The 15,144-nt window shown below is 62.0% G+C and carries 12 protein-coding genes; 7 read left to right on the forward strand and 5 right to left on the reverse strand.

The genetic code is table 11. The annotated features are described in order from the left end of the window. The 4 genes from CSQ92_RS28015 to rpsL form a co-directional block, all read right to left on the reverse strand. Window positions 1-124, reverse strand: a 124-nt coding sequence (locus CSQ92_RS28015; RefSeq protein ID WP_017454492.1) for a GTP-binding protein, incomplete at its 3' end; no start/stop codon positions are given. A gap of 72 nt (window positions 125-196) precedes the next feature. Next, window positions 197-2,302 (reverse strand): elongation factor G, encoded by a 2,106-nt coding sequence (gene fusA / locus CSQ92_RS28020; protein WP_034753184.1) that lies wholly within the window; start codon window positions 2,300-2,302, stop codon window positions 197-199. Window positions 2,303-2,410: 108 nt separating this feature from the next. Then, window positions 2,411-2,881 (reverse strand): 30S ribosomal protein S7, encoded by a 471-nt coding sequence (gene rpsG / locus CSQ92_RS28025; RefSeq protein WP_010394377.1) that lies wholly within the window; start codon window positions 2,879-2,881, stop codon window positions 2,411-2,413. A gap of 152 nt (window positions 2,882-3,033) precedes the next feature. Further along, the gene (gene rpsL, locus CSQ92_RS28030) at window positions 3,034-3,417 is read right to left on the reverse strand and encodes a 30S ribosomal protein S12 (RefSeq protein ID WP_010394376.1); all 384 of its coding nucleotides are present in this window, start codon (window positions 3,415-3,417) and stop codon (window positions 3,034-3,036) included. A gap of 425 nt (window positions 3,418-3,842) precedes the next feature. On the opposite strand from rpsL, the gene CSQ92_RS28035 reads away from it, so the two are divergent. Continuing rightward, a complete protein-coding gene (locus CSQ92_RS28035) occupies window positions 3,843-5,768 on the forward strand; it encodes a phosphoethanolamine transferase (protein WP_143450460.1) in 1,926 nt (641 codons plus the stop codon). Window positions 5,769-5,777: 9 nt separating this feature from the next. Here CSQ92_RS28035 and CSQ92_RS28040 read toward each other — a convergent pair whose 3' ends face one another. Next, on the reverse strand, window positions 5,778-7,361 hold the full coding sequence (locus CSQ92_RS28040; protein ID WP_099396025.1) for a MutS-related protein: 1,584 nt from the start codon (window positions 7,359-7,361) through the stop codon (window positions 5,778-5,780). Window positions 7,362-7,610: 249 nt separating this feature from the next. Here CSQ92_RS28040 and CSQ92_RS28045 point away from each other — a divergent pair, with 249 nt between their 5' ends. The 6 genes from CSQ92_RS28045 to CSQ92_RS28070 are packed head-to-tail and all read left to right on the forward strand — an operon-like array spanning window position 7,611 to window position 14,924. Beyond that, window positions 7,611-8,876, forward strand: coding sequence for an efflux RND transporter periplasmic adaptor subunit (locus CSQ92_RS28045; protein ID WP_099396026.1), 1,266 nt, complete (start codon window positions 7,611-7,613; stop codon window positions 8,874-8,876). 24 nt (window positions 8,877-8,900) lie between these two features. After that, on the forward strand, window positions 8,901-9,614 hold the full coding sequence (locus CSQ92_RS28050) for an ABC transporter ATP-binding protein (RefSeq protein WP_070259929.1): 714 nt from the start codon (window positions 8,901-8,903) through the stop codon (window positions 9,612-9,614). An 8-nt stretch (window positions 9,615-9,622) separates the two neighbouring features. Continuing rightward, the gene (locus CSQ92_RS28055; protein ID WP_034783279.1) at window positions 9,623-10,945 is read left to right on the forward strand and encodes an ABC transporter permease; all 1,323 of its coding nucleotides are present in this window, start codon (window positions 9,623-9,625) and stop codon (window positions 10,943-10,945) included. Between the two features lie 28 nt (window positions 10,946-10,973). Beyond that, a complete protein-coding gene (locus CSQ92_RS28060) occupies window positions 10,974-12,212 on the forward strand; it encodes an ABC transporter permease (protein ID WP_099396027.1) in 1,239 nt (412 codons plus the stop codon). 28 nt (window positions 12,213-12,240) lie between these two features. Further along, complete coding sequence (locus CSQ92_RS28065; RefSeq protein WP_099396028.1) at window positions 12,241-13,593, forward strand: sigma-54-dependent transcriptional regulator; 1,353 nt, start codon at window positions 12,241-12,243, stop codon at window positions 13,591-13,593. Then, a complete protein-coding gene (locus CSQ92_RS28070; protein ID WP_080753432.1) occupies window positions 13,593-14,924 on the forward strand; it encodes a sensor histidine kinase in 1,332 nt (443 codons plus the stop codon). Before CSQ92_RS28065 ends, CSQ92_RS28070 begins: the two co-directional genes overlap by 1 nt. Window positions 14,925-15,144: the final 220 nt, after the last annotated feature.

Below are 15,144 nucleotides of genomic sequence, written 5' to 3' on the forward strand. Positions count from 1 at the left end.
CGCCGAATTTCTTCGACAGAACCGTTGCGATTGCAGCGGTCAGCGTGGTTTTACCGTGGTCGACGTGGCCGATGGTGCCGACGTTGACGTGCGGCTTGGTCCGTTCGAATTTACCTTTTGCCATTTTATTCTTCCTTAGAACAATGATTTAAATGTAGGGACCGGCATTCTCGTGAAAGCCGGCCCGGAACTTCTATTACTTAGCTTTCGAGCTTACGATTGCTTCAGTCACATGCTTAGGTGCTTCAGCATAGTGCTTGAATTCCATCGTGTAAGTCGCACGACCTTGGGTCGACGAACGCAACGACGTGGCGTAACCGAACATTTCCGACAGAGGCACTTCGGCCTTGATGATCTTGCCGCCACCGCCAGCAATTTCATCCATACCTTGCACCATGCCGCGACGCGACGACAGATCGCCCATCACGGTACCGGCGTAGTCTTCCGGCGTTTCCACTTCCACGGCCATCATCGGCTCCAGGATGACTGGCGATGCTTTGCGGCAGCCATCTTTGAATGCCATCGAAGCGGCCATGCGGAATGCATTTTCGTTCGAGTCAACATCATGGTACGAACCGAAGAACAGCGTGACTTTAACGTCAACGACTGGGTAGCCAGCCATCACGCCCGAAGTCAGCGTGTCGCGCACACCTTTTTCAACTGCAGGGATGTATTCGCGAGGAACGGTACCGCCCTTGATCGCGTCAACGAATTCGAAGCCCTTGCCCGGTTCTTGCGGTTCGATCTTCAGAACCACGTGACCGTATTGACCACGACCACCCGATTGCTTGACGAATTTGCCTTCCGACTCTTCGCACACTTTACGGATCGTTTCGCGGTAAGCCACTTGTGGCTTGCCGACGGTCGCTTCAACGTTGAATTCACGCTTCATGCGGTCAACGATGATGTCCAGATGCAACTCGCCCATACCGGCGATGATGGTCTGGCCCGATTCTTCATCGGTACGCACGCGGAACGATGGATCTTCTGCTGCCAGACGGTTCAGCGCCAGGCCCATTTTTTCCTGGTCGGCCTTGGTTTTTGGCTCGACTGCCTGCGAAATCACTGGCTCAGGGAAGACCATGCGCTCCAGAACTACGCTGGCTTTTTCGTCGCAAAGCGTATCGCCAGTGGTGGTGTCTTTCAGACCCACAACGGCGGCGATGTCGCCAGCGCGCATTTCCTTGATTTCTTCGCGTTCGTTCGCTTGCATCTGCACGATACGGCCGATACGCTCTTTCTTCTGCTTCACGGAGTTCAACACCGAGTCGCCCGAATTCAGGGTACCCGAGTAGCAACGGATGAAGCACAACTGGCCCACGAACGGATCGGTTGCGATCTTGAACGCCAATGCCGAGAATTTCTCATTGTCGTCAGCTGCGCGCTCGACTGGCTGCTCGTCCTCGTCCAGACCTGGAACAGGTGGAATGTCGATTGGCGATGGCAGGTACTCGATGACCGCGTCCAACATGGCTTGCACGCCCTTGTTTTTAAAGGCGGTACCGCACAACATTGGAACGATTTCGCTGGCGATGGTACGCTGACGCAGGGCAGCCTTGATCTCTTCTTCCGAGAGGTCGCCTTCTTCCAGGTACTTGTTCATCAGGTCTTCCGACGCTTCAGCAGCGGCTTCAACCATGTTTTCGCGCCACTTGGCAGCATCGGCGGCCAGGTGTGCAGGAATGTCGCCGTATTCAAACTTCATGCCTTGCGAAGCGTCGTCCCAGATAACCGCTTTCATCTTGACCAGATCGATAACACCGGTGAAGACGTCTTCAGCGCCGATAGGCATCTGAATAGGTACTGGGTTGGCTTTCAGACGCGAACGCATCTGATCGTAGACCTTGAAGAAGTTGGCGCCGGTACGGTCCATCTTGTTCACGAAGGCCAGACGTGGCACTTTGTACTTGTTAGCCTGACGCCATACCGTTTCCGATTGTGGCTGCACGCCGCCGACTGCACAGTAAACCATGCAGGCGCCATCCAACACGCGCATCGAACGTTCCACTTCAATGGTGAAGTCAACGTGGCCTGGGGTGTCGATGATGTTGATGTGGTGAGCTGGGAAGTTGTTAGCCATGCCTTTCCAGAAGCACGTAACAGCAGCCGAGGTAATCGTGATACCGCGCTCTTGCTCCTGTGCCATCCAGTCGGTGGTGGCAGCGCCATCATGGACTTCGCCCAGCTTGTGGTTCACGCCTGTGTAGAACAGGACGCGCTCGGTCGTGGTCGTCTTACCTGCATCGATGTGAGCGGAGATACCGATATTACGATAGCGCTCAATGGGGGTCTTGCGGGCCATAATTAATCCTAAATGAATGGACAAAACCGAGCAGCATTTTTTTGCAAAAATGAGCCCGGCCTCGAACAACAGATGCTTGACAGCCGCCTTGCGGTAGCTGGCTTTATATTAGAAGCGGAAATGCGAGAACGCTTTGTTCGCTTCAGCCATACGATGGACTTCGTCGCGTTTTTTCATCGCGCCGCCGCGGCTTTCAGCCGCTTCCATCAGCTCACCGCCGAGGCGTTGTGGCATCGATTTTTCGCTGCGCTTGTTAGCAGCTTCACGCAACCAACGCATGGACAGAGCCATACGACGGACTGGGCGAACTTCAACCGGCACCTGGTAGTTTGCACCACCGACGCGACGGGATTTCACCTCAACCAACGGCTTGGCGTTGTTGATTGCGGTAGCAAAAACTTCGAGTGGATCTTTGCCCGATTTTGCTGCGATGTGCTCGAAAGCACCGTAGATGATGTTTTCTGCAACCGATTTCTTACCGGACAGCATCAGCACGTTTACAAATTTAGCGACATCAGTGTTGCCGAATTTTGGATCTGGCAAAATTTCGCGCTTGGGTACTTCACGACGACGTGGCATATCAATTCCTTTCAATCTTCAGTTGAGCGCGCGTTCTTCGCACACTCGCGGACGACCATCATAGTCCTCCACTTACTCGACCAGATGCGGTCGACTACATTCACTTAGCTAGTTGCCACTGAGCGAAACTTGGGTTTGCTGCGTACAACTTATTACTTCTTGCCTGCTTTAGCGCGCTTGGTACCGTACTTCGAACGCGATTGCTTACGGTCTTTAACGCCTTGGGTATCCAGGGCACCGCGAACCATGTGGTAACGCACACCCGGCAAATCCTTAACGCGACCGCCGCGCAGCAGCACAACACTATGCTCTTGCAGGTTATGGCCTTCACCGCCAATGTACGAAATAACTTCGAAACCATTGGTCAGACGAACTTTAGCGACTTTACGCAGAGCCGAGTTTGGCTTCTTTGGAGTCGTGGTGTAAACACGTGTGCAGACGCCACGTTTTTGCGGGCTGTTTTCCAGCGCCGGCGATTTGCTCTTCACGGTCAAAGCGACGCGTGGATTGCGAATCAATTGATTGATGGTTGGCATCGTTATAAATCCAACAAAAAACTACGATTAATAACCCGGGCAAGATGCCCGGCGACTAAAACCTCGTCCCGCTTTCATCTACTGCGCACCGGAGGCGCCCGCAGCCACTCGATAAGGAGCGGCCATGAAATGCCAAGCAATACGTAAACGATGAGCAGAATAAAATCGAGAACTCGCTAGTTTAGACCTTGTGTTACAGGGGGTCAATCAGTTTACCGCTTTTTGCTATAAAAAAAGGCAAAAAAGAGGCGCTTTTGTGGCATTTTGACTAATCTTTGGCCGCAGCGCGCGGACGCCGGCGCTACGCGGCAATTGATGATTTGGCATTCTTTCTCTGCGGCCAAGCACCGGACGCGCACATTCTTGTATGACCGCAAGATAACAAAAGGATTGATAATAGCGGACATTTTTCGCTGCCCTCCCTTATGCGCTCCTTGCTTCGCCCCGCCAATCTGTTCCTGCTCCTGACGTATGCATTGCTGACGGCCGTGCCCTTCATTCCCGCGCTGCTGGGACGCGCCCCCGAGCATCCCTGGCAGATGCTCACCTTCGAGCTGCTGGCCTGGCTGGCCGTCTGGAGCGTGTTCAAGCGCCCCGCGTATTTCCACTGGCTGCTGGTGCCTGCCTTCCTGGCCCTGCCGACGGAAATCTACCTGTTCATCTTCTATGGCCAGGGCATTTCCACGCACCACCTGGGCATCATCTTTGAAACCAGCCCCAAGGAAGCGATGGAATTCCTCGGGCAAAAAGTGTGGCTGATGGGCGCCGTCATGCTGGGCGTGATCGCCTGGTGCCTGCTCGGCTGGTATGCGGCCACGCGCACGCGCGACCTCGACTGGCGCGGCAAGACGCGCCCGGCCGCCTTCGTGCTGCTGATCCTGCTGGGCGGCTTCTGGTGGTATGGCTATGAATTCGGTTTCGAGGCCAAGGTCCTGCACAGCACCGCCGCATCGGCCAAGGCCAGCGGGCCGGCGGTCAGCGGCAAGGCGGGCGCCTCCGGCTTCGGCGACGCCAGCTCGGCCGACGATGAAACGGCCGAGGAAGACGAAGAAAGCAGCAAGCCGGAAAACGCCAGCATCGCCGGCGCCGACGAGACGGGCCTGGGCTGGCCCAGCCTGCCCCACTGGGCGCGCCTGCCCTACGCCTTCGACACTGTCAGCAACTCCTGGCCTTTCGGCCTGGCCGCGCGCGGCTTCGATTTCTACAAGGAGCGTCGCTACCTGGCCGAGCTGGGACAGAAAAGCAGCAGCTTCCGTTTCGGCGCGCACCAGCAGCAACCCGATCCCCATCCGGAAGTGGTGGTCATGGTAATCGGTGAATCGTCGCGCTACGACCGCTGGAGCCTGAACGGCTATGAACGCGACACCAATCCCCTGCTGAAGCAGGAAGCCAACCTGGTGCCGCTGGCCGATGTCATCACGGCCGTTTCCGCCACGCGCCTGTCCGTACCCGTCATCATCTCGCGCAAGCCGGCCACGCAAAGCCTCAAGGATGGCTTCTCGGAGAAATCCTTCCTCACCGCCTACAAGGAAGCGGGCTTCAAGACCTACTGGCTGTCGAACCAGATTTCGTTCGGCCAGTTCGACACGCCCGTGTCCGTCTTTGCCAAGGAAGCGGACGTGGTGCAATTTTTGAACCTGGGCGGCTTTACCAACAATTCAAACTTCGACCAGATCCTGTTCGACCCGTTCAAGAACGCGCTGGCCGACCCGGCGCCGAAAAAACTCATCGTGCTGCACACCCTGGGCAGCCACTGGAACTACAGCCAGCGCTATCCGAAAGCGTTCGACAAGTGGCAACCGTCGCTGTTCGGCGTCGACAAGCCCGTCTACACGGACACGGCCATCAAGCCGCAGCTGAACAACAGCTACGACAGTTCCATCCTGTACACGGACTGGTTCCTGTCGAACGTGATCGGCATGCTGAAGGACGATGGCCAGCGCACCGCCCTGCGCAGCTCGCTCGTCTATGTGGCCGACCATGGCCAGACCTTGTACGACGGCACCTGCCGCCTGGCCTTCCACGGCCACAACACGCAGTTCGAATTCCACGTGCCCGCCTTCGTCTGGTACTCGCCGCAATTCCAGCGGCACTATCCGGACAAGGTGACACAGCTGCAGCGCCATCAAAAGGCGCGCCTGTCGACGGAAAACATGTTCCATACGCTGCTCGATCTGGGCGACATCCGCTTCGCCGGCGAACAGCCCGAGTGGAGCATCGCCAGCCCCCGCTTCAAGCAGCACAAGCGCTACGTCGACAGCTACGGCTGGACCAACTACGACAACGCCATCATCCGCGGCGATTGCCGCGAAGTGATCGACAAGAGCACGCCGGAAAAGCAGGACAAATAAGCGCGGCCATCAGGACCGTTCGAGCACGCCGCCGCAGTCGGCCGGCTGCGCCATGTGCGTGCTGAGCCAGTCGAAGACGCGCCCGGCCTTGTCTGCGATACCGGCGTCAAAGCCGCGCTGCGCCAGCAGGGCGATGCCATTCGTGGCCTGCAGCACGCCCGGCGCCAGCAGCAGCGCGCCGGCGTCATCGCGGCCCACGCACCACGGCGCCAGACAGTCTTCCAGCAGCGGCCCCAATACCAGATTGTGCGACGAGACGATCACCAGGTGGCGCGCGGCCAGGGAATGCAGCACGGCAGCGGCCGCCGCCACGGATTCGAGATGGTTCGTGCCGCGGAAGATTTCATCGATCAGGAACAGCGCCGGCGCGCCCTCCCCGGCCAGCGCCAGCAATTCGCGCGCGCGCCGCAATTCGGCGACATATAGACTTTCGCCGCCGTCGAGCGAGTCCTCGTTTTGCATGCTCGAATACAGCGGCAGCATGGGTACCCGGGCAGCATGGGCATAACAAAAGCCAAAGGCGCGTGCACTGATCAGATTGAGCCCCACACCGCGCAGCAAGGTACTTTTTCCCACCGCATTCTGCCCCGAAATAAAGGCGCCGCGGCCATCGAGCCGCAACGATAGCGGTACGGCGCCATCGAGCAGCGGATGCACCATGGCGTCGAGCGACAATTGCCGCGCGCCGGCGTCCTGCGCCCAGCAGAACTGCGCGCGGCCGCGCAGATGACGCGCCAGGGCCAGGTCCGCTTCCAGGTCGGCCAGCAGCAGGAAACTCTGACGCAAGAAGGCGCGTTCGCGCCGCACCACGCGCAGGCTGTGAAAGTAGCGCCGGATATTGCCCAGCATAAGCCAGTCGTCATATTCGCTCAGCAGGGGAATCATCTTGATCCAGCGCACTGGCGTGATCTGCCGGTTGATCACGCCGGCAGCCCGCCCGCCTTCCCGCAGGTCCGCCGTGAACGCAGTCTCGAGCGCCCCCAGTCGACCATGCACCAGCAGTATCTGCTGTAACGTAAAGACGCTGCGCTCCCACGGTTTGCAACGGTCGTGAAAACGCATCTGCAACGCCATCAGCAAGAACCAGACGGGTACCGCGACGGCCCATGCCAGCGGCGCAAACAGCCACGCGGCCAGCAGCGACGCCAGCAGCACCAGTGTCGGCAGCAGCAACCAGCGGCTCCACCACGGTACTGCTGGTGGCGCTGCGCCGCACAGCAGCGCCGCCACTTCCGCGTCCGCCGTGCGCAGCGGCAGCATGGCTTGCTCGAGCACCGCCAGCTGTGCCGGCGCCGCCAGCAACTCAGCGATGCGCGCCCGCGAGGCGGCGTCTGCCGTGCCACCTGCCAGGCGCTGATGCAATCGCTGCTGACCGAGAATGCTGACCTGCGTGGCAAGCCGCGTATGGTAGGCGTCCAGCAGCATTTCATCCCACGTCTGGCTATCGAGCTGGGGCAAACCACCCTCGATCCTTTGCAACATGGCGATGTCGCTGGCGACAAATGGATAATCGAGTTCCGCCGGTTCGGGCAGGCTGGCAAACTGACGCAGCCAAGGGCGCAGGCGGGCAAAAAGGGAGGGCGAAGGCGACATCATGCTCCAAAGAAGGGGGGGGCAGCATGGCGCCGCGCGCCATCACTGCCTGGGCAGCAGTTCAGGTCGATTGCCAGAATATCAAGATCCATACGCAAACGCCGCGACGGTGCGCCGCACGCGGACACCGCCTGGACGGCGCGGACACGGCGGACAGCCGGACGCCAGAATTTTTCCCGATTCAAATCAATGACTTAACAACTGGCATGGATCGTGCATTGGAAAAGGCATCCTTCACGAGACCTGACCATGATCCGCGATACTTCCTCCCAAGACGCCGTACTGTCCGCCCCGCCGGGCCAGCGCCACAAGAAACGCGCCCTGCTGCTGGCCGGCGCCGCCGTCGTCATCGGCACCGCCATCGCTGCCGTTGCCGGCTGGCGCAACAGCGAACATTCCGTCAATGCCGACCGCCTGCGCATCGCCGACGTCACGCGCGGCACCCTGATCCGCGACGCCGCCGTGAACGGACGCGTGGTGGCCGCCATCAGCCCCACGCTGTATTCGACCACGGTGGCCACCGTCACGCTGAAAGCGAAGGCGGGCGACACCGTCAAAAAGGGCGATATCCTCGCCGTCCTGGAATCGCCCGACCTGTCGGACGCGCTGAAACGCGAGCAGTCGAGCGTGCAGCAGCTGGAAGCGGAAGTGGCGCGCCAGCAGATCCTGGCCAAGAAACAGAAACTGCTGGCCCGGCGCGAAGCGGATACGGCGGAAATCGAGCGCTTGTCCGCCCAGCGCACGCTGGAGCGCTATGAAAGCGTGGCGCAGGTGGGCATCATCGCCAAGATCGATTACCAGAAGGCCAAGGACGCCTTGAATTCCGCCGAGATCCGCAGCAAGCACGCTTCGCAGGCGGCGGGCCTGGAAGGCGAGGACGTGACCCTGGCGCTGAAGACCCGGGTCAACGAACTGGAACGCCAGCGCCTGAGCCGCGACAACGCGCAGCGCAGGGTCGACGAGCTGACCGTGCGTGCGCCCGTCAATGGCTTCATCGGCACGCTGTCGGTGGCCAACCGCAGCGTTGTGCAGGCCAACACGGCCCTGATGACCCTGGTCGACCTGTCGCAGCTGGAAGTGGAGCTGGAAGTGCCGGAAACGTATGTGGCCGACATCGGCCTGGGCATGAGCGCCGAGATCGAGACGGGCGCCATCAAGGCGACCGGCAAGCTGTCGGCGCTGTCGCCCGAAGTGGTCAAGAACCAAGTGCTGGCGCGCGTGCGCTTCAACGGCGAACAGCCGGCCGGCCTGCGCCAGAACCAGCGCGTCTCGGCACGCCTGCTGATCGACGAGCGGCCCAATGTGCTGATGCTGGCGCGCGGTTCCTTCGTCGAAGCCGAAGGCGGACGCTTTGCCTACGTGGTGCGCGATGGCGTGGCCGTCCGCACGCCCATCAAGCTGGGCGCCACCAGCATCTCTGCCGTCGAGATTCTCGGCGGCCTGAAACTGGGCGACAAGGTGGTGGTCGCCGGTACGGAAAATTTCGCGAACGCGGCCCGCGTCGCACTCAATTAATTTCAGTCAACAAGGAGGCTTCCCATGCTGCGCATGCAAAACCTGAGCAAGATCTACCGCACCCACATGATCGAAACGCACGCGCTGCGCGGCTTCGAGATCCACGTCCGCCAGGGCGAATTCGTCACCGTCACGGGACCGTCCGGCTCCGGCAAGACGAGCTTCCTGAACATCGCCGGCCTGCTCGAGGAATTTACGGATGGCGAATACATACTCGACGGTGTCAACGTCAGGGGCATGGACGACAATGCCCGCTCGCGCCTGCGCAATGAAAAACTGGGCTTCATCTTCCAGGGTTTCAACCTGATTCCCGACCTGTCGCTGTTCGACAATGTCGACGTGCCGCTGCGCTACCGGGGTTTCAACCGCGCCGAACGCAAGGAGCGCATCGAGGAGGCGCTGGCCAAGGTGGGCCTGGCGTCGCGCATGAAGCACTATCCGGCCGAATTGTCGGGCGGCCAGCAGCAGCGCGTGGCCATCGCGCGCGCACTGGCCGGCTCGCCGAAACTGCTGCTGGCCGATGAACCGACGGGCAACCTGGACACGCAGATGGCGCGCGGCGTGATGGAGCTGCTGGAAGAAATCAATGCGCAAGGCACCACCATCCTGATGGTCACGCACGATCCGGAACTGGCGCTGCGCAGCCAGCGCAATGTGCACATCATCGACGGCCAGGTGTCGGACCTGGTACAGCATGGCGCCACGCTGTCGCTCAAGCCGCAGCACGCGACCGCCTAGGAGCCGCCATGTTCCAATACTATTTCAAGCTGGGCCTGCGCAACCTGCGCCGCAATCCCGCCCTGACGGCGCTGATGGTGCTGACCCTGGCCGTCGGCGTGGCAGCCAGCGTGGCCACCGTCACCATCCTGCATGCGATGTCGGGCGATCCGCTGCCGCACAAGAGCGACCGCCTGTTCGTGCCGATGATCGATGTAGTTCCCTTGAAAGGCTATACGCCGGGCACCAAACCCAGCTTTGGCCAGTCACAGCTCGCCTATACCGATGCGAAGAACTTCATGGCCAGCAAGATGGGCATCCGCCGCAGTGTCATGTACGGCGTGGCCGGACCCGTGGAGCCGGCGCGCAGGGACCTCGGCGCCTTCCGGGCCCAGGGCCTGGCCCCCACGCGCGATTTCTTCGCCATGTTTGAAGTACCGTTCCTGTATGGCCAGCCATGGAGCGAGGCCGACGACGCCAGCGGCGCCGACGTCATCGTCCTGAGCCGCGCCCTGGCGGAAAAGCTGCTGGGCACAGTCAATCCCGTGGGCCAGCGCGTGACGGTGCTGGGACGCCCCTATCTGGTCAGCGGCGTGCTTGATCGCTGGGATCCCGTGCCGCGCGTGCACCGCATCATCGGCAGCAAGGGCGCCTTCGGCACGGAAGATGAATTCTTCATTCCGTTTGCCAGTGCCATCCGCCACGAAACGGGACATGACGGCGGCATGGCCTGCAGCGGCGTCGAGCGCAGCCCCGGTTACCAGGGTATCCTGGCATCGGACTGCACCTGGCTGCAATTCTGGTTTGAAATGGCCAGCGCCGGCGAACGCAGCGACTTGCAGGCTTATCTCGACAGCTATGCGGCCGAACAGCGCAAGCTGGGCCGCATGCCACGCCATGCGCCCAACATGCTGTACGACGTCAGGCAGTGGCTCGATTTCCTGAACGTGGTCGACAACGACAACAAGCTGGCTGCCTGGCTGGCCTTCGGCTTCCTGCTGCTCTGCCTGGTCAACACCATCGGCCTGCTGCTGGCCAAGTTCTCCGCGCGGGCGGCGGAAGTCGGCATCCGCCGCGCACTGGGCGCCACGCAGCGCGACATCTTCCGCCAGTTCCTGATCGAGACCGGCGTCATCGGCCTGGCCGGCGGCGTACTGGGCCTGTTGCTGGCCTATGCCGCCCTGGCCGTGGTGAGCGCGCAATCGAGGGAGCTGGGCACCGTGGCGCACCTGGATGTCCCGATGCTGCTGCTGACGTTTGCCGTTTCCGTACTGGCGGCCTTGCTCGCAGGGCTGTTGCCCACCTGGCGCGCCTGCCAGGTCACGCCGGCGATGCAGCTCAAATCCCAATGACACCCACCTTTTCACAATGAGGCCCCACATGGAAATCCGCCCCATCCTGTCGGCGCTGATGCGCAACAAGACCGGCGCCGTGCTCGTCGCCGTGCAAGTTGCCATCAGCCTGGCCATCCTGGCCAACGCCTTGTACATCGTCAACCTGCGGCAGGCCATCGCCGCCCGTCCCACCGGCGTAGCGGCCGAAAACGACATCTTCTATGTCAAAATCCAGAGCATGGACAAAGGCAGCCCGCAGCGCCAGATAGCCGAACAGAAGCGCCAGGCCGCGATACTGCGCGCCCTGCCGGGCGTGGTCTCCGTGGCGCAAACCACGCAGGCCGTGCTGTCGCGTTCCGGCAGCAGCACCAACGTCGCGGCCAAACGCGGACAGGCCGAGGCCAGCGCCAGCACCTCGATGTACGTCACGCCCGATTCGCTGGTCAGGACATATGGCCTGAAGCTGGTGGAAGGGCGCGATTTCCATCCCGACGAGGTCCCGGAAATCAATGAAGACGTCGATGAAACCTTCCCCAAGGTGGTGATCGTGACGCGCGCCGCGGCGCAAAAAATCTGGCCAGGCGAAACCAGCTTTGTCGGCAAACCCCTGTTCAATGGCACCGGCGACAACGATGACGAGATGCGCGTGATCGGCGTGGTGGAACGGCTGCAGACGCAGGTCGGCCAGGTCAGCGCCCAAGGCGAGTATTCGATCATCCTGCCGGCGCGCCTGACGGGCGGGCGCGATTCGCTGCTATTTGCCGTGCGGGCAGAACCAGGCCAGCGCAACCGCCTGATGAAGGAGGCGGAACAAGCCATCCGCACGTCCAGCACCGAGCGCCTGCTGGTGCGCACGGATACCCTGGAGCAGCACCGCAAGACACGTTATCTGGCCGACCAGGGCTTGTCCTGGATGCTCATCGCCGTCAGCACCCTGCTGCTGCTGGTGACGGCCAGCGGCATCGTCGGCATCGCCAGCCTGTGGGTCTCGCAGCGGCGCAAGCAGATCGGCGTGCGGCGCGCGCTCGGTGCCCGCCGCATCGACATCCTGCGCTACTTCCTGACGGAGAATTTCATGATCACCAGCGTCGGCGTGGCGGCTGGCGTGGTGCTGGCGCTGGGCCTGAATCAGCTGCTGGTCAGCCAGCTGGAAATGGCGCGCCTGCCGCCCGGCTACCTGCTGGCCGGCGCACTGGTATTCTGGCTGCTGGGCGTGGGCGCCGTGTATGGTCCAGCCTGGCGCGCTGCCAGTATTTCGCCGGCCACGGCCACACGCAGTACCTGAGCCTGCACCTGAGTGATATGCTGCGCGCATGCCTACCGTACTGATTATTGACGACAATGCCGCCGTGGCCATCGCGCTGGACGTGCTGTTCTCCCTGCACGAGATCGACGCCGTGCGCGCCGCCTCGCCCGAGGAAGGCCTGCAGCTGCTCGAGCGCCACGCCATCGACCTGGTGGTGCAGGACATGAACTTCACGGCCGACACCACTTCGGGAGAGGAAGGCAGCGCGCTGTTCCACGCGATCCGCGCGCGCTACCCGGATCTGCCCGTGATCCTGCTGACGGCATGGACACAGCTCGACGCGGCCGTCGACCTGATCAAGTCCGGCGCGGCCGACTACCTGGCCAAGCCATGGGATGACCGGCGCCTGATCGCTTCCGTGCAGAACCTGCTGGAACTGGGACAGGCCAGCCGCGCGCTGCGCCAGCGCGTGGTGGCCGAGCAGCGCCAGCGCCACGCGCTGGAAAAAGACTTCGACTTGCGCGGCATGGTGTGGCAAGACCCGGCCACGGAAAGAGTCGTGCACCTGGCGTGCCAGGTGGCGCGGGCTGACGTGCCCGTGCTCATTTCGGGGCCGAACGGCAGCGGCAAGGAACGCATCGCCGCCATCGTGCAAGCCAATTCCCACGTCGCCAGCGGCCCCTTCGTCGTGCTCAATTGCGGCGCCGTGCCGGTCGAGCTGATCGAGGCGGAACTGTTCGGTGCCGAGGCGGGCGCCTACACGGGCATCACGCGCGCGCGCGACGGCAAGTTCGACGCGGCCGACGGCGGCACCTTGTTCCTCGACGAGATCGGCAACCTGCCGCTGGCCGGGCAAATGAAACTGCTGCGCGTACTGGAAACGGGACGCTTCGAGCGCCTCGGCTCGAACCGCGAGCGGCAAGTGAAAGTGCGCGTCATCAGCGCCAGCAACGCCGACCTGCCTGGGATGATCAAGGCCGGCACGTTTCGCGAAGACCTGTTCTACCGCCTGAACGTGATCGAACTGCGCCTGCCGCCGCTGGCCCAGCGCCCGCTCGACATCCTGGTGCTGGCACAGCATTTCCTGGGCAGCGAAAAAACCCTGGACGCGCAAGCGCAGGCCACCCTGCTGGCGCACGGCTGGCCCGGCAACGTGCGCGAACTGAAAAACGTCATGCAGCGCGCCAGCCTGCTGACGGTCGGTCCCGTGATCCGCGCACAGGAAACGGGCTTGCCGCTGGCGGGTGTGCCATCGCTGCGCGCGCCGCAGGATGGCGCCGCGACGGAGCCGGACCGCGACAGCGTCACCGCGGCGCTCGCGCGCGCGCACGGCGTGGTAGCGCAGGCGGCACAGGAACTGGGGCTGTCGCGCCAGGCGCTGTACCGGCGCATGGAACGCCTGGGCATCGCGCGCGGCTGATGGCCTACCGTCCCATGCGCCTTTCCCTGCTCACGCGCTGGACGGCGCTGATCGTCACCCTGCTGGTGCTGGGCATCGTCATCGCCCTGCTGCTCGCGCATTTTTTACCCGGCCAGCCGCTGCTGGTGCTGGCGGGTACCCTGCTGTGCGTGCTGCCGGTGGCCGTGATTACCATCCGCGCGCAGCTGCAAGCGATGCTGTCGCTGTTTCGCGCCTTGAGCGGCACCGTCGCCAGCTACCAGGACGGCGACTTCGGCTTCAGCCTGCGCTGGCCGCAGAACGACGAACTGGCCGACCTGGTGGCGGCCCACAATGCGCTGGGCGACGTGCTGCGCAAGCAGCGCCTGGACCTGGTGCAGCGCGAACTGCTGCTCGACACCATGGTGCAAAACACGCCGGTGGCCATGCTGCTGGTGGCCGAGGGCAGCGCTATCGTCTACGCCAACCTGGCCGCGCGCCAGCTGCTGCACCACGGCCGCCGGCTCGAGGGGCATCACCTGGCCGACATCGTGCAACAGGCGGCGCCGGCCCTGGCCGAAGCGCTGGCGCGCCGCAACGACGGCTTGTTTACCAGCGGCGAAGGGGAGCAGGAAGAGGTATATCACCTGGCGCGGCGCAGCTTCAGCCTGAACGGGCGCAAGCACGAACTGCTGCTGTTGCGCCAGCTGACCCTGGAACTGCGGCGCCAGGAAGTGCAGACCTGGAAAAAAGTCATCCGCGTCATCAGCCATGAACTGAACAACTCGCTGGCGCCGCTGGCCTCGCTGGCCCATTCCGGCGCCGAGCTGGTGCGCCGCGGCCAGACGGAGCGCCTGCCGCAAATCCTTGCCACCATCGAGGAGCGCACGCGCCACCTGGAAACCTTCATCCTCGGCTATGCGCGCTTTGCCAAGCTGCCCGCGCCACGCCTGGCGCCGTGCGAGTGGCAGCCCTTTCTCGACAGCCTGGCCTCGCAGGCGGCTTTCGCGCTCGACTGCGTACCGCCCGCACAGGCGGCCGTGTTCGATGCGGCGCAAATGCAGCAGGCACTGCTGAACCTGCTCAAGAATGCGCTGGAATCCGGTTCGCGGCAAGAGCATATCGGCCTGCACGTCAGCCAGGCGCAAGGGCAGCTGCGCATCGAAGTGCGAGACCGCGGCCCGGGCATGAGCGGCGCCGTGCTGGAAAACGCGCTGGTACCGTTTTATTCCACCAAGCGCAGCGGCACGGGACTTGGCCTGGCGCTGGCGCGCGAAATCGCCGAAGCCCATGGCGGGCGCATCACCCTGGCCAACCGCGAAGGTGGCGGCCTGGCGGTGACATTGATTCTGCCCTTGCTGGACAGAAATTAGTTACTGGCGTAACGATTTTTTCATCACACGATGCGCAATTATTTTTCGGTACAATATTGATAATTATAGTTTTTAATATTGCAACTTCATGAGCGCCATGCCCGTGTGTTAGAAATAAGCTATTTAAGTTTGCATAATGATATAAAAATAGCTCATTGACAATGAAATGTCCTGGCGATAATTTATCTGAGCGGCACGGTTTTTTTTGAAACATTAATCG

The organism is Janthinobacterium sp. BJB446 (genome assembly GCF_002735655.1).
GTDB lineage: Bacteria > Pseudomonadota > Gammaproteobacteria > Burkholderiales > Burkholderiaceae_D > Janthinobacterium > Janthinobacterium lividum.